At 66.5% G+C, this 23,158-nt stretch carries 23 protein-coding genes; 6 read left to right on the top strand and 17 right to left on the bottom strand.

Features of this window, described 5'->3' with window-relative positions:
• Positions 1 to 18: 18 nt before the first annotated feature.
• The 5 genes from sufD to ACIBK2_RS14000 all read right to left on the bottom strand — a co-directional run bounded on the left by sufD (position 19) and on the right by ACIBK2_RS14000 (position 5,637).
• Entirely contained in the window at positions 19 to 1,227 is a 1,209-nt protein-coding gene (gene sufD / locus ACIBK2_RS14020) for a Fe-S cluster assembly protein SufD (RefSeq protein WP_396967025.1), read from the bottom strand.
• Entirely contained in the window at positions 1,227 to 2,663 is a 1,437-nt protein-coding gene (sufB, locus tag ACIBK2_RS14015; protein ID WP_396967023.1) for a Fe-S cluster assembly protein SufB, read from the bottom strand. Before sufB ends, sufD begins: the two co-directional genes overlap by 1 nt.
• Positions 2,660 to 3,463: a helix-turn-helix transcriptional regulator gene (locus tag ACIBK2_RS14010; RefSeq protein ID WP_396967020.1), complete on the bottom strand. Its 804-nt coding sequence runs from the start codon at positions 3,461 to 3,463 to the stop codon at positions 2,660 to 2,662. Before ACIBK2_RS14010 ends, sufB begins: the two co-directional genes overlap by 4 nt.
• 356 nt (positions 3,464 to 3,819) lie before the next feature.
• The gene (locus tag ACIBK2_RS14005) at positions 3,820 to 4,839 is read right to left on the bottom strand and encodes a zinc-binding dehydrogenase (RefSeq protein ID WP_396967018.1); all 1,020 of its coding nucleotides are present in this window, start codon (positions 4,837 to 4,839) and stop codon (positions 3,820 to 3,822) included.
• 51 nt (positions 4,840 to 4,890) lie between these two features.
• Positions 4,891 to 5,637, bottom strand: coding sequence for a TetR/AcrR family transcriptional regulator (locus ACIBK2_RS14000; RefSeq protein ID WP_396967016.1), 747 nt, complete (start codon positions 5,635 to 5,637; stop codon positions 4,891 to 4,893).
• Positions 5,638 to 5,742: 105 nt separating this feature from the next.
• Here ACIBK2_RS14000 and mptB point away from each other — a divergent pair, with 105 nt between their 5' ends.
• On the top strand, positions 5,743 to 7,431 hold the full coding sequence (gene mptB, locus ACIBK2_RS13995) for a polyprenol phosphomannose-dependent alpha 1,6 mannosyltransferase MptB (RefSeq protein ID WP_396967014.1): 1,689 nt from the start codon (positions 5,743 to 5,745) through the stop codon (positions 7,429 to 7,431).
• Between the two features lie 9 nt (positions 7,432 to 7,440).
• Here the strand turns inward: mptB and ACIBK2_RS13990 are convergent, their stop codons facing one another.
• On the bottom strand, positions 7,441 to 7,740 hold the full coding sequence (locus tag ACIBK2_RS13990) for a hypothetical protein (protein WP_396967012.1): 300 nt from the start codon (positions 7,738 to 7,740) through the stop codon (positions 7,441 to 7,443).
• Positions 7,741 to 8,167: 427 nt separating this feature from the next.
• Between ACIBK2_RS13990 and ACIBK2_RS13985 the strand changes: the two genes are divergently transcribed.
• The 4 genes from ACIBK2_RS13985 to pip all read left to right on the top strand — a co-directional run bounded on the left by ACIBK2_RS13985 (position 8,168) and on the right by pip (position 12,018).
• Positions 8,168 to 9,100 (top strand): ABC transporter ATP-binding protein, encoded by a 933-nt coding sequence (locus ACIBK2_RS13985; RefSeq protein WP_396967010.1) that lies wholly within the window; start codon positions 8,168 to 8,170, stop codon positions 9,098 to 9,100.
• Positions 9,097 to 9,888 (top strand): ABC transporter permease, encoded by a 792-nt coding sequence (locus tag ACIBK2_RS13980; protein ID WP_396967008.1) that lies wholly within the window; start codon positions 9,097 to 9,099, stop codon positions 9,886 to 9,888. The genes ACIBK2_RS13985 and ACIBK2_RS13980 overlap by 4 nt, the downstream gene beginning before the upstream one ends.
• 66 nt (positions 9,889 to 9,954) lie before the next feature.
• Positions 9,955 to 10,923, top strand: coding sequence for a heme A synthase (locus tag ACIBK2_RS13975; RefSeq protein WP_396967236.1), 969 nt, complete (start codon positions 9,955 to 9,957; stop codon positions 10,921 to 10,923).
• A gap of 117 nt (positions 10,924 to 11,040) precedes the next feature.
• Positions 11,041 to 12,018: a prolyl aminopeptidase gene (gene pip, locus ACIBK2_RS13970; RefSeq protein WP_396967006.1), complete on the top strand. Its 978-nt coding sequence runs from the start codon at positions 11,041 to 11,043 to the stop codon at positions 12,016 to 12,018.
• On the opposite strand, the gene ACIBK2_RS13965 is transcribed toward pip, so the two are convergent.
• The 11 genes from ACIBK2_RS13965 to ACIBK2_RS13915 all read right to left on the bottom strand — a co-directional run bounded on the left by ACIBK2_RS13965 (position 12,015) and on the right by ACIBK2_RS13915 (position 22,042).
• Entirely contained in the window at positions 12,015 to 12,614 is a 600-nt protein-coding gene (locus ACIBK2_RS13965; RefSeq protein WP_396967004.1) for a TetR/AcrR family transcriptional regulator, read from the bottom strand. The genes pip and ACIBK2_RS13965 overlap by 4 nt on opposite strands.
• Positions 12,611 to 13,276 carry a TetR/AcrR family transcriptional regulator gene (locus ACIBK2_RS13960; protein WP_396967002.1) on the bottom strand — a complete coding sequence of 222 codons (666 nt, stop codon included), beginning with the start codon at positions 13,274 to 13,276 and terminating at the stop codon, positions 12,611 to 12,613. Before ACIBK2_RS13960 ends, ACIBK2_RS13965 begins: the two co-directional genes overlap by 4 nt.
• 45 nt (positions 13,277 to 13,321) lie before the next feature.
• The gene (locus ACIBK2_RS13955) at positions 13,322 to 13,789 is read right to left on the bottom strand and encodes a hypothetical protein (RefSeq protein ID WP_396967000.1); all 468 of its coding nucleotides are present in this window, start codon (positions 13,787 to 13,789) and stop codon (positions 13,322 to 13,324) included.
• Between the two features lie 465 nt (positions 13,790 to 14,254).
• On the bottom strand, positions 14,255 to 15,199 hold the full coding sequence (locus ACIBK2_RS13950; protein ID WP_396966998.1) for an MlaD family protein: 945 nt from the start codon (positions 15,197 to 15,199) through the stop codon (positions 14,255 to 14,257).
• A complete protein-coding gene (locus tag ACIBK2_RS13945) occupies positions 15,196 to 16,215 on the bottom strand; it encodes an MlaD family protein (RefSeq protein ID WP_396966996.1) in 1,020 nt (339 codons plus the stop codon). The genes ACIBK2_RS13950 and ACIBK2_RS13945 overlap by 4 nt, the downstream gene beginning before the upstream one ends.
• Positions 16,212 to 17,291: an MCE family protein gene (locus ACIBK2_RS13940; RefSeq protein ID WP_396966994.1), complete on the bottom strand. Its 1,080-nt coding sequence runs from the start codon at positions 17,289 to 17,291 to the stop codon at positions 16,212 to 16,214. The genes ACIBK2_RS13945 and ACIBK2_RS13940 overlap by 4 nt, the downstream gene beginning before the upstream one ends.
• Entirely contained in the window at positions 17,261 to 18,307 is a 1,047-nt protein-coding gene (locus tag ACIBK2_RS13935; protein WP_396966992.1) for an MlaD family protein, read from the bottom strand. The genes ACIBK2_RS13940 and ACIBK2_RS13935 overlap by 31 nt, the downstream gene beginning before the upstream one ends.
• On the bottom strand, positions 18,304 to 19,311 hold the full coding sequence (locus tag ACIBK2_RS13930) for an MlaD family protein (RefSeq protein WP_396966990.1): 1,008 nt from the start codon (positions 19,309 to 19,311) through the stop codon (positions 18,304 to 18,306). Before ACIBK2_RS13930 ends, ACIBK2_RS13935 begins: the two co-directional genes overlap by 4 nt.
• On the bottom strand, positions 19,308 to 20,336 hold the full coding sequence (locus ACIBK2_RS13925) for an MlaD family protein (protein WP_396966988.1): 1,029 nt from the start codon (positions 20,334 to 20,336) through the stop codon (positions 19,308 to 19,310). The genes ACIBK2_RS13930 and ACIBK2_RS13925 overlap by 4 nt, the downstream gene beginning before the upstream one ends.
• 3 nt (positions 20,337 to 20,339) lie before the next feature.
• Positions 20,340 to 21,209, bottom strand: coding sequence for an MlaE family ABC transporter permease (locus ACIBK2_RS13920; protein WP_396966986.1), 870 nt, complete (start codon positions 21,207 to 21,209; stop codon positions 20,340 to 20,342).
• Positions 21,209 to 22,042 (bottom strand): MlaE family ABC transporter permease, encoded by an 834-nt coding sequence (locus ACIBK2_RS13915; RefSeq protein WP_396966984.1) that lies wholly within the window; start codon positions 22,040 to 22,042, stop codon positions 21,209 to 21,211. Before ACIBK2_RS13915 ends, ACIBK2_RS13920 begins: the two co-directional genes overlap by 1 nt.
• A gap of 196 nt (positions 22,043 to 22,238) precedes the next feature.
• Here ACIBK2_RS13915 and ACIBK2_RS13910 point away from each other — a divergent pair, with 196 nt between their 5' ends.
• Entirely contained in the window at positions 22,239 to 23,150 is a 912-nt protein-coding gene (locus ACIBK2_RS13910) for a 2-hydroxyacid dehydrogenase (protein WP_396966982.1), read from the top strand.
• Positions 23,151 to 23,158 lie beyond the last annotated feature (8 nt).

Here is a 23,158-nt window from a genome sequence, read left to right as displayed (position 1 = left end):
GGGGGTGTTAGTTCGGGATCAGACGCCGACAGCGGCGAGCTCGGCCTCGATGGCCGACTCCAGCCGCTCCCGGATCTCGGGGACCGCGATCTTCTGGATGATCTCCTGGAAGAAGCCGCGCACGACCAGGCGCCGCGCCACGTCTTCCGGGATGCCGCGGGCGCGCAGATAGAACAGCTGCTCGTCGTCGAAGCGGCCGGTGGCACTGGCGTGACCGGCGCCGGCGATCTCGCCGGTCTCGATCTCCAGGTTCGGCACCGAGTCGGCGCGCGCGCCGTCGGTGAGCACCAGGTTGCGGTTCACCTCGAAGGTGTCGGTGCCTTCGGCGGCGGCGCGGATCAGCACATCGCCGACCCACACGGTCCGCGCGTCACCCTTGGGCGAATCCGGATCGCCTTGCAGCGCACCCTTGTACAGCACGTTCGACTTGCAGTTCGGCTGCGAGTGATCGATGAGCAGACGCTGCTCGAAGTGCTGTCCCGCGTCGGCGAAGTAGAGGCCGAGCAGTTCGGCGTCGCCGCCGGGGCCCGCGTAACGGACGGTTCCGGTGAGGCGAACCAGCTCGCCGCCGAGCGTGACGGCGATGTGCCGCAGCGTGGCGTCGCGGCCGAGCAGCGCGTAGTGCGCGGTCGCGTTGACGGTGTCGTCGGCCCAGTCCTGCACCGCGACAACCGTCAGCTTGGCGCTGTCGCCGAGCACGAATTCGACGTTCTCCGCGTAGGTTCCGCTGCCGCGCTGGTCGATGACCACGGTGGCGGTGGCGAAGTTGCCGAGCCGAATCTGCAAGTGGCCGTAGGCGGTCCGGCCCTCGCCGGGGCCGGTGACCGTGACGACGACCGGTTCGGCGACCTCGGACTCCGCGCCGACCGACACGATGGTCGCCGACTCGAAGCCCGAGAACGCCTGGGCGGCAACACGATCCGCCGGAGTACCCGCGGCGCCGAGGCGCGCGTCATCGCGTCCGACGGTCTCCACCTGGACGCCGTCGACCGAGCTGACCTCGACCGTCGCCTGACCGTCGCGCACCGCGGAGCCGTCGTGCAGCCCGCGCAGTCGGCGCAGCGGGGTGAACCGCCACTCCTCGTCCCGGCCGGACGGCACCTCGAAGGCGTTCACATCGAAGGAGGTGAACACCTCGCCCTTGTTGGTCGCGGCCCCAGCGCCCGGGTTCTGAATCGGCTTCGCGGGGTTCTCGCCCTCGACCGCTCCAATGACACCTGTCGCCATCAGCCGACGGCTCCTTCCATCTGCAGCTCGATGAGCCGGTTCAGTTCCAATGCGTATTCCATCGGCAGTTCCTTGGCGATGGGCTCGACGAAGCCGCGCACCACCATGGCCATTGCCTCGTCCTCGGTCATGCCGCGGCTCATCAGGTAGAACAGCTGGTCCTCGGAGACCTTCGAGACCGTGGCCTCGTGACCCATCGTCACGTCGTCCTCGCGGATGTCGACGTACGGGTAGGTGTCCGAGCGGCTGATCGTATCGACAAGCAGCGCATCGCATTTCACGGTCGACCTGGACCCGTACGCGCCCTTGTTCACCTGCACGAGGCCGCGGTAGGAGGCCCGGCCGCCGCCGCGCGCCACCGACTTGCTGATGATGTTCGAGGAGGTGTGCGGCGCCAGGTGCAGCATCTTCGCGCCGGTGTCCTGGTGCTGGCCCTCGCCGGCGAACGCCACCGAGAGCACCTCGCCGCGGGCGTACTCGCCGGTCATCCAGACCGCCGGGTACTTCATGGTGACCTTGGAACCGATGTTGCCGTCGACCCACTCCATGGTCGCGCCCGCCTCCGCCTTGGCCCGCTTGGTGACCAGGTTGTAGACGTTGTTCGACCAGTTCTGGATGGTGGTGTAGCGGCAGCGGCCGCCCTTCTTCACGATGATCTCGACCACCGCGGAGTGCAGCGAGTCCGACTTGTAGATCGGCGCGGTGCAGCCCTCGACGTAGTGCACGTAGGCGCCCTCGTCGACGATGATCAGGGTCCGCTCGAACTGGCCCATGTTCTCGGTGTTGATCCGGAAGTAGGCCTGCAGCGGGATGTCGACGTGCACGCCCGGCGGCACGTAGATGAACGAGCCACCCGACCACACCGCGGTGTTCAGCGCGGAGAACTTGTTGTCGCCCGCGGGGATCACCGAGCCGAAGTACTGCTGGAACATCTCCGGGTGTTCCTTCAACGCCGTGTCGGTGTCGAGGAAGATGACGCCCTGCTTCTCCAGGTCCTCACGGATGGAGTGGTAGACGACCTCGGACTCGTACTGCGCCGCGACACCGGAGACCAGACGCTGCTTCTCCGCCTCCGGGATGCCGAGCTTGTCGTAGGTGTTCTTGATGTCCTCGGGCAGGTCGTCCCAGGTGGCGGCCTGCTTCTCGCTGGAGCGGACGAAGTACTTGATGTTGTCGAAGTCGATGCCGTCGAGGTTGGAGCCCCAGTTCGGCATGGGCTTGCGATCGAAGATGCGCAGCGCCTTGAGCCGGATGTCGAGCATCCAGTCCTGCTCGCTCTTCTTCTCCGAGATGTCGCGAACAACCGCCTCTGACAGGCCTCGTTGCGCGCTGGCTCCGGCCACATCCGAATCGGCCCAGCCGTAACCGTATTTACCCAGGGAAGCGATGGTCTCTTCCTGAGTGAGCGGCTGCACCTGGTCGGTGGTTGTCGTCATTCGGCACTCCTTCCGGAGTCGTTCGTTCGTACCGCTGCGGGCTGTGCAGCGATTTCTGGTGAAGTTTTGGTGGTAATCGGTAATACGAGCAGCGGCACGTGCGTTGTGCACGCGCAGTCGCCGTTGGCGATCGTGGCCAGCCGCTGCACGTGCGTGCCGAGCAGGTCACGGAACGCCTCGAGTTCCGCCTCGCACAACTGCGGGAATTCCTCCGCGACGTGCGCGACCGGGCAGTGATGCTGGCAGATCTGCACGCCGTTGCCCACCTTGCGGGTGGAGGCGGCGAAACCGGCCTCGGTGAACGCGTCCGCGATCTCCTCGGCCTTGGCCTCGGTCTGCTGCGGGGTGTGCTCGTCGACCGGTGCGATCCCGGCCACGATAGTCCTGGCCCGTTTCCTGGCGAACTCGGTGATGGCTTGGTCGCCACCGATCTCGCCGAGCTGGCGGATCGCCGCGCCGGCCAGGTCGTCGTAGGCGTGACCCAGTTGGCCACGGCCGGCGGCGGTGAGTTGATACTGCTTGGCGGGGCGGCCGCGACCCTTCTGCTGCCACGGCGCGGACCTGCTGGCCCGCGCCTGACCGGAGTCGATCAGTGCGTCGAGGTGGCGCCGCACGCCGGCCGGCGCCAGTCCCAAACTGGTGCCGATGGCGGTCGCGGTGATCGGGCCCTCTTCCAGCAGCAGCTGGACGATGGCCGCGCGGGTGTGTCCCTCGCCTGCGGTCGCGGACGCAGCAGGGGATCCGGTACCGGCCTTACGACCAGCCCTTTCGTCCTCGCTCCGCAAACCCACGGTTTTCACAACATCAGTGTGGCGGAATTCGTTCCCGAAATCTAATAAGGGTGCCCTGAGTTCTCGGGGCTCGTGACCTGCATAGACCGCTGTTGCCGGGTCGCCGGGAGCGCGATCGGTGCTGCGACGGAGTTGCCGATCGAGGTCGCATCGGTCCGTTATTTAAGCCGAGCCTTAAAACGGCCGCAAATATAGCCTCTGAGCTGCGGTTTCAACGAGCGGTCCCAGAATGGTCGGGCGTGCGAGTTGTTCGCGGTCGACGCGTCGGCCATCTCGGCGACCGACGCTTCGACGATCATTCTCGCGCTCATCGTGTCCAGTGCGTTACATCACATATGGTCGGCTGACCACTTCGCCGAGACCGTTCAGCGGACGGCGACGAGCTTCATCGGCGTCTCCAAAAGCGCGTCGACGGCCTCGTCCCAGTTTGCTGTCCGGGTGGTTACCAGCGACGGATCGAACCGCCCCGCGGCGACCAAATCCAGCACCTCGGGGATGGCGGGACGGGCGTGCGCACGACCGGTGTGGAACGTGCAGCAGCGCGAATACATCTGGAAGATCGGCAGTGGCACGTCGGTGAGCTGGACGCTGACGCTGGTGCACCAGCCGTCGTAGGCGGTGGCATCGACGGCGGCGCGCAGTGCCGTGGCGCCGCCCGCGGATTCGACCGTGATCGGGAACCGGCCGACGCGGGCGTCGCGCGGACCTTCGATTGCCTCGGCGCCCAAGGACTTAGCGATTTCCAAGCGTTCGATGGAGTCGTCCAGGTAGACGACGCGGGCCGCGTCGAGTGCGACGGCGAGGCCCGCGGCGTAGAGACCAATTGACGGAGCCGCCGGTCCGCCGATGATCAAAACCTCGGCGCCGGGGTTGTCGGCGAGCTGCGGGCCGACGGCGCGATAACCGTCAGGGATGTTGTCGCTCGCGCTGGCCACGGCCACCGGGTCGATGCCGGGCGGCAGCGGCACGAGCATGGCGTCGGCGTGCGGGATGAGGGCGAGATCAGCCCAGAGCCCGCCCCAGTCCAAGCCGCCGAGCTGCCCGAGGCCGTAGGACGACAACGGCGGGTGGCTCGTGCAGTTGCCGGTGCGGCCACGGAGGCAGGCATGGCATGTGCCGCAAGAGATTTGGAACGGCACCACCACCCGATCACCAACCGCCACAGAGCGCACACCCGCGCCGATCGCGACGACTTCGACAACGCCCTCGTGCCCGAACGAGTACGGACCCGGTAGTGGAAACTTGCCGCGCAGGACGGCCGGATCGATATCGCAGGTGGCCAGGGCGATCGGGCGCACCAGCGCCTGGTCCGGTCCCGTGAGCTCGGGTTCTGGGTGTTCTTCCCAGCGCAGCTCGCCGGGGCCGGTCAACATCAGACGCTTCATGAGTCGAGTTTCGCTAGAACGTTCTTTCTAGTCAATGCCTCGCAGGGAATTTCACTGCTCAGCACCAACTTCCGGAACATTTCCGCTGACTTCGGATTTCGCTGCTGCCGCAACCACTCTCGCCTCGACCGAGGCGACCTGGTCCACCGCGATCATCCCCGTGTCGATATCCGACGATCCGGTGCCCGACTCGCCGTTGTCCGTCGCACCCGATTCGCCGTTCAGCAGTCCGGCCTCGGTGAACGTCACCCGGATCAGCCGCTCCATCGCCGCCGCCACCGTATGTAGCGGCGCCTCCGACCGTCGCACCCTGGCCAGCAGCGTCGCGCCCTCGTACGCGGCCACGACCGTGGTGGCCAACTCCCCCGCGTCCTGCGCGGACAACCCCAGCTCGGCGAGCAAACCGGCGAACGCCTGCTCCATCGCCTCGAAGGCCGTCGCGCAGGCCGTGCGGATCGCCTCGACGTCGCTGCCGCCATCCAGCGCCGGCGTGCCGATCGGACACCCGTCGTCCCATTCCGAGGCCGCCAGCTTGGCGACCATGAAGTCGAAAATGGTGTTCGTCGTGGCGAAGACGTCCGTCGGCGCCTGCCGGATCATCCGCCCGGTGAGCATCCCCGTCCCGGTGATCGCGGCGACCGCGATCTCCTCCTTGCCGCCCGGAAAGTGGTGGTAGATCGACCCGTACGGCAATCCGGCCGCCTCGCTCAACGCCTTCAGACCGAACCCGTGATAGCCATGCCGTGCGAGCAGCCCGCACGCGGCGACTTCGATCCGCCGCCTGGACTCCGAAACCATATGTCTGATTGTGCCCCGGTCGGCGACGCTGCCGAACGGAACGAGCACTGCCGGTCAGCGGGCCTCGCACGGTCAGTGGCCGGACTCCGCCCGACCGCGCCCCTTATGCTTCGTCTCGTGGCGGTACTGGAGGGCGCGCGGCGCAGGACACTGGCATTCGGGCGCCGAGCACTCGGGTTGGACGTGCCGACCGCCGATCACACGATCGCGGTCCTGCACCAGGACGAGACCGAAGTCCCCGGCCTCGACCCGAAGGAACGCGTCCAACTCGACCGCATCCGCCTGATGGGCGCGACCGGAACCGTCCTGATGGCGATCAGCGCGCTCGGCATCGGCGCCCAACCGGTCCACCAGAACCCCACCTCGGGCGTGCGCGTCCTCGGCATCTTCGCCCGCGCGCACACCGGCTCCCTCGCGATGTGCATGACCGGCACGGTCGTGGTGGTGCTCGCTTGGCTGCTGCTCGGCCGCTTCGCGGTCGGCGGCATCGGCGGCGCACCACGCCACCGGCTCAGCCGCTCCCAACTCGACCGGACGCTGCTGCTCTGGATCATCCCGTTGAGCGTCGCGCCACCGTTGTTCAGCAACGACGTGTATTCGTATCTGGCACAAAGCGAAATCGCGGCGCGAGGCATCGACCCCTATCAGGAGGGACCGGTCGCGGGGCTCGGCATCGATAACGTGCTGACCAACAATGTGCCGACCATCTGGCAGAAGACACCGGCGCCCTACGGTCCACTGTTCCTCTGGATAGGTCGTGGCATCGCCGAACTCACCGGCGACAACATCATCCTCGGCGTGTGGGTGCACCGGGTGCTCGCGATCGCCGGTGTCGCGCTGATCGTATGGGCGCTGCCTCGGCTGTCCCAGCGCTGCGGCGTCGCGCCCGTCAGCGCGCTGTGGCTCGGCGCGGCCAACCCGCTGGTGCTGTTCCATCTGATCGGTGGCGTACACAACGACGCGCTGATGCTCGGCTTGATGTTGGCCGGTCTGGAGCTCTGCCTGCACGCCATCGAGGACATCCATCCGTTCGACGGACGTGCTTATACGTGGTTGATAGGCGGGGCCATTGTCATCGCCATGTCGTCCTCGATCAAGCTCACCTCGATCATCGCGCTCGGCTTCGTCGGGATGGCGTTGGCCCGGCGCTGGGGGTTCACTCCGCGCACCGTTGCCGTCGCAGCCGCCCTACTGGGCGCGATCGCCATCAGCACAACAGTTTTCATCGGTGCGGCGAGCGGGCTCGGATTCGGCTGGATCCACACCCTCAATGTCGCCAACGCGGTGCGCAGCTGGATGTCGGTGCCGACGGTGCTCGGCATCATCACCGGGTTCGGCGGGGTACTGCTCGGACTCGGCGACCACACCACCGCGTTACTCAGCATCACCCGTCCGATCGCCGCGGTGATCGCCGGGTTCCTCGCGGTCCGCATGCTGATCGCGACCGGCATCGGCCGCCTGCACGCGGTCGGCGCGCTCGGTGTCGCACTCGGCGCCATCGTGCTGCTGTTCCCCGTGGTCCAGCCCTGGTACCTGCTGTGGGCGATCGTGCCGCTGGCCGCCTGGGCCACTCGCCCCATCTTCCGCGTTCCCGCCGTAGCCTTCTCGGCCATCGTCAGCGTCATCCTGATGCCACGCGGCGCCGACCTCGAAGTCTTTCAAATAGTCGGCGCCGCGATCGCCACCGTCATAGTCACAGTGCTGTTCTTCGTGATCACCCGTAACAAACTGCCGTGGCGCGGCCAGCGGGAACCCAGCCTGAGCCCGCTGCAGACGAGCGGAACGGTTGCTTAGTCGCGTACGTCAGCCCGACCGGCCACCGCTGGCCGCGACCTTCGCGCAAGGCCGGCCGAGCAGGCGTGCTTCGTCGCTCGGCTTATCTTTTCGCCAGGCCTCGCCACAGACCCAGAAAGGCTGCTTCTGGGAGCCCTTCGGCGGGCCCGCCACGGTCAGATAGGGCCATTCCGCCCAGTCAGAGCGCTTATCGACGCCACCGCCGAAGATATGGAGTTGTGTGGAAGATCCACGCGGGGTGTCACAGTTCATATAGTCGCTTCTGATGTCGGCGTTATAGACCCAATCGTGCATGGGACTGCCGACCATCAAGGGCACACATCCGTCCCATGTGGTCCACTATTCAGCCTGTGCCGTAACGGAATTCGCGGTCACGATACCCGCAGCCATCATGAGACAAAGCGAGATCCTTTTCAACATAACGCACACTCTCCCGAGTTTGCTTTGTATGCCGAGCCGATAAATGACGGCAGCAGCATTCGATAAGTGCGATAAGCGACCGACGCCAGCTCATCTGCCCATCAGAGTTCGATAGATGAATTGCTCAGAAATCCGTCACAGATTGGACCCCCGCCCGGTTTCGATGCATTCCGGTCGGCATTCCCGCCTGCCAACCTGATCGACTTCGCATGAATATTACCCGAGCATCACGAATTGTCAACCGCCGCAGCTATTTTCAAGATCTAACAGGGGTGTCTTCCAGGTCACAGGGGTCGACCGCCTACGGTATTGCCTCGTGACCGCAGCTCTAGAACCCGCTGTTCGCATCGACGGCGTCGTCAAACGCTATGGCGACATCACCGCGGTGGACGGTGTGAGTTTCGAGGTCGAACGCGCGCAGGTCCTCGCCCTACTTGGCCCGAACGGGGCGGGCAAAACCACCACCGTTGAAATGTGCGAAGGGTTCGTGACGCCGGACGCGGGCTCGGTGCGCGTCCTTGGGCTCGATCCGATCGCCGATTCTGATCGCCTCCGGCCTCGCATCGGGGTGATGTTGCAGGGCGGTGGCGCCTATCCGGGGGCGAAGGCGGGCGAGATGCTCGATCTGGTCGCCGCCTACTCCGCTGATCCGCTGGATCCCGAATGGCTGCTGCGGACGCTTGGGCTGCAAGACAACCGCAGTACGCCTTACCGGCGACTGTCGGGTGGGCAGCAGCAGCGGCTCGCGTTGGCCTGTGCGCTGGTCGGCAAGCCGGAGATCGTGTTCTTGGACGAGCCGACTGCGGGGCTGGACGCCCAGGCGCGGCTGATCGTGTGGGAGCTGATCGATGCACTGCGGCGGGACGGAGTGACGGTTGTCCTCACCACGCACCTGATGGATGAGGCGGAACAGCTCGCCGATCAGCTGGTGATCATCGATCATGGGCGGATCGTGGCGTCGGGGACACCCGCCGAGGTGACCGCGCACGGTGCGGCCGGGCAGTTACGCTTTTCCGCCCCACCGAAACTCGATCTGGAGCTGTTGAAATCGGCTCTGCCCGAGGGGTTCTCGCCACGGGAGACCACGCCGGGCACGTATCTGGTGGAGGGCGAGATCAATCCGCAGGTGCTCGCGACGGTGACCGCGTGGTGTGCGCGAGTGAACGTGCTGGCCACCGATATTCGGATCGATCAGCGCAGGCTCGAAGACGTCTTCCTGGAACTCACCGGACGGGACCTACGCGGATGACCCAGCCCGACCTGACCACCAACCGCTTCGCGCCGGGCACCTTCGCGCCCGATCCACGGCCGAACTCGCGCGCCGCGATGATGCTCGCACAGACGCGACTCGAGCTGATCCTGTTGCTGCGCAACGGCGAACAGCTGCTGCTCACCATGTTCATCCCGATCACACTGCTGGTCGGGTTGAGCCTGCTGCCGTTCGGCGACCTGGGTGACGACCGCGTCGACAAGATCGTGCCCGCAGTGATGATGGTGGCGGTCATGTCGACCGCGTTCACCGGACAGGCCATCGCCGTCGGCTTCGACCGCCGCTACGGCGCGCTGAAGCGGCTGGGCGCCACCGCGCTGCCCCGGTGGGGCATCATCGCGGGCAAGAGTGCTGCGGTGCTGATCGTCGTTGTGCTGCAAGCGATTCTGCTCGGCGCCATCGGCTTCGCGCTCGGCTGGCGACCCGAGCCCGCCGGACTCGCTCTCGGTGCGCTCGTGATCGCGGTCGGCACCGCCACTTTCGCGGCGATGGGCCTGCTGCTCGGCGGCACGCTGAAGGCGGAGATCGTGCTGGCGCTGGCGAACATCCTGTGGTTCGTGATGCTCGGCATCGCCAGCGTGGTGTTCGCCTCCGACGACCTGCCCACCGCGGTGAATGTGCTTGCCCGCCTGGTCCCTTCCGGCGCACTGGCCGTCACGCTCGAGGACGCGATGCGCAGCAGCATCGACTGGTTCGGCATCGCCGTGCTCGCAGGCTGGGGCGCGGTCTCCGGTGTGCTCGCCGCCCGCTACTTCCGCTTCGAATAGCCCATCGCACGGCCCACGCTCGGTACCAACGACAGCGTGTAGTTGACCGTGCTCTACCATCGTGACGTGCTGTATCGCGCCTTCCTGCGACTCGTCGACAAGCTGCCACTGCCCTCGCTGCGGGTGCAGCGGCTGATCGCGATCGCGGTCATCCTCTCGCAGGCGGGCATCGCGGTCACCGGGGCTGTCGTCCGGGTCACCGCCTCCGGCCTCGGCTGCCCGACCTGGCCGGAGTGCTTCCCCGGCAGCTTCACCCCGATCGGCGTCTCCGAGGTGCCGGTGCTGCATCAGACCGTCGAGTTCAGCAACCGGCTGCTCACCTTCGCCGTCTCGCTGTGCGCCGCGCTGATCGTGCTCGCGGTCACCCGCGCCCGGCGCCGCCGCGACGTGCTGACCTACGCCTGGCTGATGCCCGGCGGCACCCTGCTGCAGGGCATCATCGGCGGTATCACCGTGCGCACCGGCCTGCTCTGGTGGACCGTCTCGGTGCATCTGCTGGCGTCGATGCTGATGGTCTGGCTGTCCGTGGTGCTCTACGCGAAGATCAACCAACCCGACGACGGTATCGAGACCGTGCAGGCGCCCGCGCCGCTGCGCTGGCTCACCGCGCTCAGCGCTGTCGCCATGAGCGGCGTGCTGATCGCAGGCACCCTGGTCACCGGTGCCGGGCCGCACGCGGGCGACAAGAGCATCGAGCGGCCGGTCGAGCGCCTGCAGGTCGAGATCGTCACCCTGGTGCACCTGCACTCCCAGCTGCTCGTCGGCTACCTCGCGCTGCTGATCGGTCTGGCCTTCGGCCTGTTCGCGGTCGGCATCACCCCAGCGGTCCGCAAACGCCTGTTCGTGCTGCTCGCCCTGGTCTGCTCGCAGTCCTTGGTCGGCATCGTGCAGTACTTCACCCACGTCCCAGCAGCTCTCGTCGTGATCCACGTCGGCGGAGCCGCCGCCTGCGTCGCGGCCACCGCCGCCCTCTGGGCGTCCCTGCGCAGCCGCGAAACGGTCGCCGCTACCGCCTCCGCGAAGCAGTCCGCGTAACTCACAGAGCCCCCACACGCCTCACAGCGGGCGAAGACTCCCTGTGCGGCGCGTGGACGGTCTGTGAGTCCGGTTGACTACGCTCGGGACGGCCGTGGTCGAGAGGTGGGAGTCGCGATGGGTACGGAAAACGTAGTGGCACAGCCGTTTCCTGATATCGAGCCGTACGCGCATGGGCTGTTGGACGTCGGGGACGGCAACCGGATCTACTGGGAGACCAGTGGTAATCCGGACGGCAAGCCCGCTCTGGTGGTGCACGGTGGGCCCGGTGGCGGAGGTAAGCGCGGTGCGCGAAAGAGCTTCGATCCCGCGATCTATCGCACCGTCCTGTTCGACCAGCGTGGCTGCGGCGAGAGCCTGCCGCACGCCGCCGACCCGAACGTCGATCTGACCCACAACACCACCGAGCATTTGATCGCCGATATGGAGCTGCTGCGGATCCACCTCGGCATCGAAAAGTGGCTGCTGTACGGCGGATCCTGGGGGTCGACGCTGATACTCGCCTATGCCGAGCAGTATCCCGAGCGGGTCTCGGAGATCATCCTGATCGGCGTCACCATGACGCGTCCCGAAGAGACCGACTGGCTCTACCACGGTGTCGCCCGGTTTCTGCCGGGACCGTGGGAGGCCTTCCGTGACGCGCTGCCGGAATCCGAACGGAGCGGGAATCTCGTTGCCGCATATAGCCGTTTGGTCAACAATCCCGATCCGGCGGTAGTCGCGAAGGCGGCGCGCGATTGGTGCGCGTGGGAGGACGCCGTCATCTCGCACGAATCCCTCGGCAACCCAGGCCAATACAGCGGCAAACCCGACGCCGCCATGCTCGCCTTCGTCCGGATCTGCACGCACTATTTCGCCAACAACGCCTGGCTCCCCGACGGACAGCTGCTCCGTGACGCGCACAAACTCGCCGGCATCCCGGCGGTGCTGATCCACGGACGACTGGATCTCAGCACTCCCCTGCAGACCGCCTGGCAATTGGCGCACGCTTGGCCCGACGCCGAACTGCACGTCATCGACGACTCCGGCCACACCGGCAGCCCAACTATGCGCACGACGATCCTCGAGGCCACCGCCCGCTTCGGCCGTTCCTAGGGTTCGAGTGCCGCCCGGACGAACCCGATGAGGTCGGTTCGGACGCGGTCCTGGTCGAGACCGTCGGCTCCGGCACGGATGGCGGACAGCAAGGCGGACAACAGAATCGAGAGCAGGATCTCACCGGACAACCTCGGATCGAGCGCGGGATCCATGTACCCGAGGGCGATCCCGTTCTTGATCCAAGCGGTGGCCTCGTCGCCGTAGGTCGTCAGATTCTGGATCGATCGCTCGGCCACCCGGTCATCGATCGAGGTCGCCTCGATGAGGATGAAGGTCACCAAACCTGGTTCGTCCGCGACCAATTCGTAGCAGTGATCGATGATGCGCCCGAACAGCGCACAGAACTCGTCGAGGGTCTGCGGAGGCGGTCCGGTCACCGCCCGAGCGAACACGCGGTCCCGGATCAACGCGAAATAGTGGTCGATGACCGCGTCGAGAACGTCACGCTTATTGGTGAAGTAGTTGTAGAAGGTGCCGTGGCTGACCCCTGCGCGGGCAACGATATCGGCGACGACAACCGCGCGATATCCCTTGTCCACGAACAGCTCATAAGCGGAGAAAACGAGCTCCGCGCGACGTTTGGCGGCAATCATCGAGCAGGTCCGGCCGCGACGGGATCGCGTGGCCGCAAGGCCTTTTCGAGCAATCTGAGGACACCGGCGGTGGCCCGTTCCCGCGCCTGCGGGGTGTTGTCGCCGCGCATCTCCTGCAACAACCCGGGCACCACCAGGGTCATCGTAATGTGCGCGGTCACCTCGGGATCGATGTCCGCCCGAATCCACCCCGCCGCGACACCGCGCCGAAGCTCTTGTGCCACAAAGGTACTCACGAGCAACTCGACGCCGAGCAGCCGATCGCTGAGCTCCTTGTCGATGGCGCTCGCCTCGACGAGCACCAGCCGGACGAAATCCGGATCGTGCTCCAGCATCGCGTACAACCGCGCGATGGCCGCCTGCACTCCGGCGAGTAGTTCCGCGGCCGAGCTCGGACGGCTCAGCAGTGACTGCGGCTCCAACGCGTCGATCAGCTTCCCGAAGCCGAAATCGACCACATGGTCGAGGATTTCACGCTTGCTCACGAAGTATCGATACACCGTGCCCTGCCCGATACCGGCGTGCGCGGCCACGTCGGAGATCGCGGTCGCCTCGTACCCGCGCTCGACGAACACGGCGTACGCCGATTCGATGATCTGCTGCCTGCGTCGTTCCGGCAGGCCGGCCAACGGTGGCCGACCACGGCGGGGCTGCTCCGGCACAGCACTCCCTCTCGACAGAACCAGGACAAATAGCTCGTCAGCTTATCAACGCGCCGCCGCCTCGCCCTTCGGGCCGTAGTCGACGACCTGCCAGTTGCCGCCGTTCTTCGCCACCGTGACCACCAGCAGGTTCGGCACCGTCGCCGGGGTCGGCTGCTGGATGTTCTGCGTCTTCTGCGTCGCGAACACCGTCACCGAGTACTGATCGTTGCCCTGCGTGTCCACCGTCGTGCCGAGTACCTGCCCGGTGGCCACCACCTGCGCCTCGGTCATGATCTTGGCCAGGGTGTCGTGCACCTCGTCGTAGCGCTTGCGCAGCGCGTCGGAGGTGCCGCGCTGCACACCGTCGAAGAACGCGGGCAGGCTCTTGTAGTCATAGGTGAGCGAACGCAGCGTGTAGTCCTTGGCGATCTCAGCGGCCTTGTCCCGGTCGGTGTTCTGCTGGCGCAGTGCGCTGAGATCGTCGGAGGTGGACTGCCAGGACAGGCCGAGCGCGATGCTGAGCACTGTCAACAGAACTGTGAGACCACCGAGGATGTAGCCGATCCCATTGCGCCGCAATCCGTTCGGCGCTGCTGAAGGCCCGGCAATCGCGCGGCCCGTCGAGGCGGCGACGCTCTCCGGAGTCGAGGCGGCAACGGCCCCAGGCGCCGAGGCGACGACAATCTCCGGAGTCGAGGCAGCAACGGTCCCAGGCGTCGGGGCGGCAACCCCCTCAGGCCCCGGGGCGGCAACGGTCTCCGACGCCGGGGCGGCAACGGTTCCAGGCCTCGGGGCGACGACCTTCTCCGGAGTCGAGGCAGCAACGGTCCCAGGTGCCGAGGCAGCAATCGCCTCAGACGTCGGGGCGGCAACACGCTCAGGCCCCGAGGCGGCAACCGTCTCGGGCGCTGAGGCAGCGACAGTCTCGGGCGCTGGCTCCGTATCGGTTTCGGCCCCGTCGGCTGGCTCGTTCGTGGTCATGGTGTCCTCAACTCTCTATTTCGGAACGTCGAGCGTGATTCGGGCGGTGCCGTTCTCTGGAAAGGTGGCCGAGAGCAGGTCGATGATCGAACCGGCGTCCACCCGAACGGGTTTCAGCACGCTGGTGGACGGCTTCAATGCGGTAGCGATGTGCGAGAGGTCGGGGCCGAGCACCGCGAGGTACTGGTCGATCTTCTGCACCAGCGGGCCGAGCGGCTCGTCCCAGACATGTTCGCCCGCATAGGAATAACCCTGGAAGCTTTGGATCAGGTGCACCACGTCGGGCAGCACCTGGGTGAAATCGTCGGCCCAGCCGCCGATCACCGGCCCGTACCCGTTGAAGTTCTCCGCGAGGTCCTGACCGTTCAGATACAGCCGGGTGATCTCGTCGCGCTTGTCGTGCAGCAGCTGCGCCGTCATGGTCAGCGTCCGGGTCAGGTTGGCGATCTCTTTTTCCCGCCCCGCGTAGCCCTGCGAGAGGATGGCGGCGAGCTGTTCGATCTTCGCCGGATCGATCTGCGAGTTGAGCACGTCCAGCTTGGCCAGCGCCTCGCTGACCGTCGTCGCGATCCGAACCTGGTGCGCGGGAACAACACTGCCGTCGGCCAGATACGGACCCGCCGTTCCGGTCGGCCGGAAGTCCATGAACTGCTCGCCCGCCGCCGACAGGTTGCTGACGTGCACCTCGCTGCCGATCGGCACCCGGTACTTCGCGTCCAGCTCGATCCGCACCGCCAGCCCGGTACCGGTGGCGGTAATGGCGCGCACCTTGCCGATCCGCATGCCGCGCAGGTCGACCTGTGAGGTCTGCATCAGCCCGCCGGACGAATCCATCAGCACCGTCACGGTATTCGTCGTGCGACGCGGATCGATGTCGAGCACCCCGATGGCCATGTACGCGGCGCACACCACTGTCATCACCAGCAGCAGCACCAGCGAGACCGGACCGGACAGCTTCATCGGACCATTCCTATCGACCGCAGCACCTGGATCATCTCGTCGGAACGAGCCGACGCGGCGGCGGCGACGGCGTCCGCGCTGAGCCGCTGCACCCGAATGTTCGGTGGCGCACTGAAGAACGGGATCAGCTTGTCGCGCAACAGCCGGTTCATCGTGTCGACGTTCATCGGAACAGTGGTGTCGGCGCTCGCGATGGTGAGCGCCGCGGGCGCGAGAATGCTGATGATGTCATGCAGGTCGCCCCGCAGCGGCAGCGCGAGATCGCCTACATACCTGGCCAATTCGCCGCCGTCGATAATCAGCTGGACCAGGCCGAACAGCACGTCGGACAGACCGGCGGCGCGGCTCGGTCCGAGGGTGAGGGTGCGGTCGACGTTGGCCTTGTTCGCCTCGAGGGTGGTCGTCACGCTGGCAGCGGCGGCCAGGATCCGGTCGATATCGTCGCTGTGCGTGGCGAGGTCGTGCAGCGCGTTCTTGCCGCCGGTCAGAATGCGCTGCAGATCCGCCGGGTCGGTCGGGAAGGAGGCATTGACGCTGGCGACAAGCTGCTGCATTTCGCCGAAGCGGCCGCCGGTGACGATATTCGACAGCGCCCGCAGGATGTCCTCCACGTTGGCGGCGGGCACGGTGCGCGAGCGCGGGATGACGTCGCCGTTCACCAGGAACGGCGGACCGGCGTTCGGCGGCGCCTGCAACGCGATATGGATATCGCCGAGGATCGTGCTCTGCCGCAGTTCCGCAGTGGTCGACTTCGGCAGCTGCACATCGGATTTCAGGTCGACCGTGGCGACGGCGGTGTCGCCGATCAGCTCGATCCGGTCGAGCATGCCGACCTCGACGCCCTCGGCGATCACCTTGGCCCGATCCGGCAGGTTGAGCACCGAACCGAATTCGATCCTGATCGAGAAGGTGTCCCCCGCCAGATAGGTCCCGGGAATCGGCACGTCGGTCGCGCGCAAACCGCAACCGGTCAACAGCAGCACCACCGCGGCGAGCACGGGTATCAAACGCTTCACGGCGCCCCCAACGATCCGAGGATCACCTGGGCCAGGCCAGGCTGGCTGCCGTCCGCCGACTCGTAGTGCGGCGGGCGGTAATTCACCCGCACCGCGCCCGTCGCCGGGTCGAACACCTGAACCAGCCGATTACTCAACGGCGGCAACTGCACCAGCAGATCCACGATGCTGCCCGCCAGCACCGCGTACCGATGCACCTCCGGCACGATCCGATCCAGGAACTCGTAGGACTGCTGGTCGTACTTGCCGACATTCCGGGCGATCACCGGCAGGAACTGCAGCGCGAGATCGACCGCCCTGGACAGTTCCGCGGAGAAACCGTCGACCAACTGGACGCCGTTCTTCAGATTGTCCAGCAGCGCCTGCATATCCGGCCAGTTGGTGATGAACATCGTGGTGAGCTGGTCCAGGTTGTCGACGAGCCTGCGGATCACCACATCCCGATCGGCCGGATCCCCGATCACCTGGGACAGCCGCTGCAGCAAGGCATTCCACTGCGGCCCGGTGCCATCCAGCGAGCGGACCGCACCGGTGATCGTCTGATCGAGCAACGTGTCCGATGGCGCGCCCGGCGCCGGCGACTGCTGCCCGCCGAGCAGGTCGCCGGACAGTCGGCCGAGCGCGTCGAGCGCGTCGCTGATGCCGACCGGAGTTTTGGTGTGCTCCAGGGGAATACAGTGCGCGGTATCGAATTTCGGTCCGCCGGTGTAGGTCTTGGTCAGCTCGACATGCCGGTCGGTGACGATCGAGCTGGACATGGTCACCGCCCGGATGTCGGCAGGCAGCGCGAGCTTGCCGTCGATCGACATCGTCACCTGCATGCGGTCGCCGCGCGCCTCGATACCCGAGACGGTGCCCACCTCCACGCCGAGCATGGTGACGCTGTTGCCCTCGTAAAGCCCCACGGTGTCGGTGAATTCGGCACACATCGTCTGTTTGGCGGGTTGCACCCGGTCAATCCAGGTCGCGCCGCTGACCCCGACCACCACCGCGACCGTGACCACGACCGCCGCGATCACCAAACCCGTTCTGCCCCAGGCCCGCATCAGCACGCCCTCCCCTCGAACGGAATGCACAGTGCCGGACCACGAACCACGCTGGCGGACTGGTCGATGGTCACCCCGTCCGCGCCGAGCATCGCCGAAATCTTCCCGATGAAGTCCTTGATCCCCGCGATGACCGTGTCGAGCCGGCCGGGATCCTGCACGAGTTTGTTGAACAGGTCCTCGAATTCGGCCACGGACGGCTCGATCGAATCGCCGTAGGCCATCACCGGCCGATGCAGCACCACGAAGAACCGCCGCAACAGCTCGAACACCTGGACGACCTCGCCTTTGCGCTGCCCGAGCACCACAGCGACAACGCCGAGTTCGTGCACGAAATCGGCGAGCACCGCCCGGTCGGTCGCGATCGCGCCGATATATTCGTCGGACACCTGCACCGCCGAATCCAGCTGCTTCGACCGATCGGCCAGCACCCCGGTCAGATCGTTGAAGTTGCCGATGATCGAGCGCACCGCATCGGGCTGACCGGCCAGCGCGGCATTCACCTCGGCGACGGTGCTGCGCAGCGTGGTGCCGTCCACCTGGCCGAGCACCGGGGTGGCGACGTCGATGATGTCGGTCAGCTCGAACGGTGTGCTGGTCCGCTCCGACGGAATGTGCTTGCCGCCCAGCGCTGGCTCCCCCTGCGAAGCCAGCGACAGGTAGTGCCCGCCGATCGGTGTCAGCATCTTCACCGCCACCGACGAGGCGTCGCCGACGTGCACGTCGCGGTCGACGCCGAAGCGCACCTCCACGTGGTCGCCGACCAGGTCCACCGAACGGACCTGGCCCACTTTGATGCCCGCGATCCGCACCTCGTCACCGGTGCGGGCGCCACCGGAGGAGCGGAAGTCCGCCGTATAGGACTGCTCCCCGAACGGCACCACGTACAGCACCGCCGCGGCGAGCAGGGCGAGCACGCTCAGCAGCACTCCCGCGATCCCCCACCGCAATTGGGACCAGGATTCCGACTTCGCGGCGCGCAGCTGCTTCAGCTCACCGAACAGCCGAAACGGTAGTCCCGCCAGTTGCCTTGCCGCACCGGTCATTTGCACACCACCAGCTTCTGATTGCCGAGCACGACATTGCCGATGCCCGGTAACCCGAGCTCACCGCCTGCACACGAATACGTCTTCGCCTCGCCGCTGGCCGGGATGTTCTGGTTGAGCCCGGCGAGCAATGACGGCACCAGCGAAAGGATTTCGACCAGTTGATCGGTCTGCGGCAGCAGCCTGCGCAACAGCCCGTCCAGCGGCAGGTAACTCTGGTCGTAGGCCCCTTGCAGCTCCTCGAGCAGCGGGATGAGCGGCACCAGGGTGCGGTTGGCCTGTTCGATGGCGGTGATGATCGTCGCGGTCCGGTTGCCGAACGCGCTGAGTACGCCGTTCAACTGCTTGACCAAATCGCCGACCGCAGCGGACTTTCCGCCGATCGAGCGGGAGATCTCGCCCAGGTTGTGGATCAGCAGCACCACCACCGCCTCGCTGCTCTTGGCATGCTTGGTCAGCTGGTCGAGATCGGCGAGCGCGGGACCGATGCCGCTGCCGTCACCCTGCAGCACCCGCAGGATGTTGGTGCCGAACTGGTTGAGCTGGGCCGTATCCAAGGTGTCGAACAGCGGCTTGAAGCCGTTGAACAGCTTGGACACATCGAAACTCGGGATGGTGCGTTCCACCGGAATGGTGGCGCCCGCCGCGAGCCGCACCCCGCCGGTCTTCGCGGTCATCAACTCGATGTAGCGCTGCCCGATCAAATCCTGGTACCGCACAGCGGCTTCGGTGCTGTCGTAGATCGGGCGCTGCCGATCCACGGTGAACCGGACCCGCGCGTGCGGGCCGTCCAGCGCGACGCTGTCGACCTTGCCGACCGCCACCCCCGACATCCGCACCACGTCGCCGGCGTAGAGCCCCGAAATATCGGTGAAGACAGCGTCATACGAGACCTTGTCCGCCGGCACCGGCGTATTCAGCGCGGCCACAATGAAGGCCGAGCACACCGCGACGATCGCGACGAAGATGCCGAGCTTGACGGCCGCGCCGGTGACACTGTTCATCGCGGCACCCCGATAATCGAATCAGCCAGGTAGGGCATGTTTTTCACGATCACCTCGAGTTGCAGCTGCACCCGGCCGTCGACCACCGGGAACGCGCTGTCGATGCGGGCGAGCAGAGCGGGCAGCCGGTTGTACGCGGGCGCGACGGTGCCGATGGACGCGCTGATCGGCACCACCAGATCCAGCACGCCGCCGATAATGGCGGCCAGATCGGGGTTGTCCCTGCGCAGGAGATCGGTGACCGGCAGCAGCAGCGCGGTGTCCAGCGTGGACAGCGAATGCTTGGTCCGTTCCCGGTTCTCTTCGGAACCGAAATATTCGCTGTTGTCGAGCACGCCGAGGATCACATCGACCACCGGCGGCGTCACCTGCGCCGCACCGGTACCGACATCCGCGCCGATGTCCAGGTAATGCCCCAGCGGCGCACGCTGATTCATGGCGAGCACCCTGGCGGTGGCGAAGAACGACTGCACCGCCGGGCCGAGCGAGGCGGTGTTGTCCAGCAGCAGATCGAACAGCGCGCGCACGGTGTCGGAGTCGAGCACCTGGGTCAACCGCGCCGCCCGGCGGAACACACTCGACACGGTCGCGTTGGTCGCGTTGGCGCCGATGAACAGCGTGGTGTTCTCCGGCAGCCGCCCGCCCTTGCCGGTGTTCACCAATTCGATTGCGCTGGAACCGAAGATGTTCGACGAGGTGAATCGCGCCGACACGTCGTCGGTCAGCGCGGCGGCCTGGGTGCGGTCCAGCGACAATTCGATGCGCTGGTGCCCGTAGTCGACGGTCTCGACCTTGCGCACGGTGCCGATCCCGAAGCCGCGGAACTTCACCTCCGCGCCCGGCGCCAGCCCCTCGCCGAGGGTGGCCGCGTCGATGGTGAGGGCGAACCGGCCTGCGAACTTGCCCTGCGCGTATTGCGTGGTGAACACGGCCACCACCAGGATGACCACGGCGACGATCAGCCCGCGCAGCCGCAGCATCCACCGCCCGGCGGTGCGCCCCGAATGATCAACGAATATCGGCACGCGTCACCCCGAAATCTTGATTCCGACATCGAGACCCCAGAAGACGATCGTCATGATCATGTCCGCGATCACCACCAGCACCAGGCTCGCGCGGATCGCCCGGCCCGACGCCCGCCCAACGCCTTCCGGCCCGCCGGTCGCGTAAAACCCTTGGTAGCCGTGGATCAGGATGATCATCACCACGAACACCGTCGCCTTGATCAGCGAGGCGATCACGTCGCCGGGTTGCAGGAAGGCGTCGAAGTAGTGGTAGTAGGTGCCCGAGGACTGACCGTGCAGCACATTGACGACGACCGCGCAGGACAGGTAGCTGAGGATCAGCGTCAGCAGGTAGAGCGGGACGATGGTGATCATCCCCGCGATCACCCTGGTGGTCACCACGAACGGAATCGGCCGGATGCCAATGGCTTCCAGCGCGTCGATCTCCTCGGAGATGCGCATCGCGCCGATCTCGGCGGTCATCCGGCAGCCCGCCTGCGCCGCGAAACCGATCGCGGCGACCATCGGCGCCATCTCCCTGGTATTCGCGTAGGCGGAGACGAATCCGGTCAGCGGACCCATGCCGACCATGTTCAGCGCGGTGAATCCCTCCACGCCGATCGAGCCGCCGACCGCGACGCCGAGGAAGATCAGCACCGCCACCGTGCCGCCGCCGACGATGATATTGCCGCTGCCCCAGGTGATGTCGGTGAGGATCAGCATGGTCTGACGGCGGTAGGCGCGCAGTGTGTGCGGCACGGCGGCGAGCACCTGGCTCACGAAAGTCAGTTGGTGGCCGAGCGATTCGAACAGCGTCAGCGGTCCGCGCGCGCCGCGTTCGACGAGGCGACCGGCCCGGCCGAACGGGCGATACTGGGCGGGAACTTCCGTCATCAGCCCACCTTTTGCGGCAGGAACATCGAAACAAGCTGGGTGATCACCAGATTCACGCCGAACGCGGCGATCACCCCGATCACCACGGCGGCGTTCACGGCGTTCGCGACGCCCTTGGGTCCGTGCGTCGCCTCCAGCCCGCGCTGGCAGGCGACGATCAGCACGATCACGCCGAAGATGACCGACTTCGCGATCGCCACGAAGAGATCGGCCATGGTCGCGAACGCCGCGAACGAGGAGAGGTAGCTGCCCGGCGTCACCCCTTGGAACCCGACCGCCACCACGTACCCGGTGAACACCCCCATGAAGATGACCAGCAGGCACAGCAGCGGCGTCAGCACGATCATCGCCGCCAGCCGCGGCGCGACCAGCCGCCGCACCGGGTCAATGCCCATGGTGCGCAACGCATCTACTTCCTCGCGGATGGTGCGCGCGCCGAGATCCGAGGCGATCGCCGACCCGGCCGCGCCGCCGAGCAGCAGCGCGGTCACCATCGGCGCGCCCTGCCGGATGACGCCGAGCCCGCCCGCGGCACCGGCCACCGAGGTGGCGCCGACCTGTTGCGTCAGGCTGCCCACCTGCACCGAGACGATCACGCCGAACGGAATCGCCACCAGCACAGCGGGAATCGCGGTCACGCTGACGATGAACCAGCCCTGCTGCAGCGTGTCCCGCCAGGGATGGCGCAGCTTGATGATGTCGCCGACGAGGTAGCTGAACGCGGCGGCCGCGAGTTGCAGCGTCCGGCCGAAGGTCCGCAAACTCTTGATGACTAGATCGAATCCCCACCGCACCAGTGGCTCGGACACCCGAGCGACCCTGTCGACAACCACTGTTACCTCGATTCCACCGGCTCCCCCCGGCGAGGCATAATTTAACCGACTGATATGTCACTCTGCGGCCGTTTCGGCTCAATCCTCTCACTGACTGAGACAGTTACGGACAAATCCGTTTCCACGGGCTGACCGGCCGGAAAAAGTCCGGACGGAACCCGGCATACGCCCGGCCGCGGCCGCTAACCTGGCCTGCATGGCGGTCATTGTTTTGGTGCCGGACGACTACGGAGTCGCGGCGCTGTCCGGAATCGACGGGGTACAACCACTGCGGTACAACGCGGGCGAGGCGCTGCCCGACGGCGCCGAGCACGCGGAGGTGCTCGTCCCCAAGTTCCTCTCCCGAGCCGACACGGTCGACCTGACCCGGCTGCCCAAGCTGCGACTGGTGCAGATGATGACCGCGGGCGCCGAAGGCTGGGTCAGTCAGTTACCCGACGGCGTGCGGCTGTCCACCGGCCGCGGCGCACACGGCGGCAGCTCGGCAGAATGGGTGCTGGCCGCGCTGTTGCATATCTACCGCGAACTCGGCGGCTTCGTCGATGCCCAGCGCGCGCAGCAGTGGACCTTCCATCAGACCCAGACGCTGATCGGCAAGCGAATTCTGATCATCGGCGCAGGTGACCTCGCCACCGAGCTGGTCCGTCGACTGACCGGCTTCGACACGATGGTGACCCTGGTCGGCTCGCAGGCCCGCGAGGGCGTGCACGGCGTCGATGAACTGCCAGGACTGATCCCCGGGCAGGACGTCGTCGTGCTGACTGTCCCGGTCACTTCCCGCACCACCGGTATGGTCGACGCCGAATTCCTTGCCGCGATGGACGACAACGCCATCCTGGTCAACATCGCCCGCGGCCCGATCGTCGAGACCGACGCACTGGTGGCCGAACTACAGTCGGGCCGTTTGCGCGCCGCGCTCGACGTCACCGATCCCGAGCCGCTGCCACCGGGCCACCCGCTGTGGACCGCCCCGAACCTGCTGCTCACCCCGCACGTCGGCGGCAGCAGCACCGGCAGTTTCGAACGCGGCTATGCCGTGGTGCGCGCGGAGATCATCCGCTTCGCAGCGGGCGAAGAGCCGAAAAACCTGGTGCGCGGCGAATATTGAGCGTTGCG

It is taken from the genome of Nocardia sp. NPDC050175, from assembly GCF_044459885.1.
GTDB lineage: Bacteria > Actinomycetota > Actinomycetes > Mycobacteriales > Mycobacteriaceae > Nocardia.
Note: the sequence above shows the minus strand (reverse complement) of the source record. Positions and strands in the feature narration are given on the sequence as shown.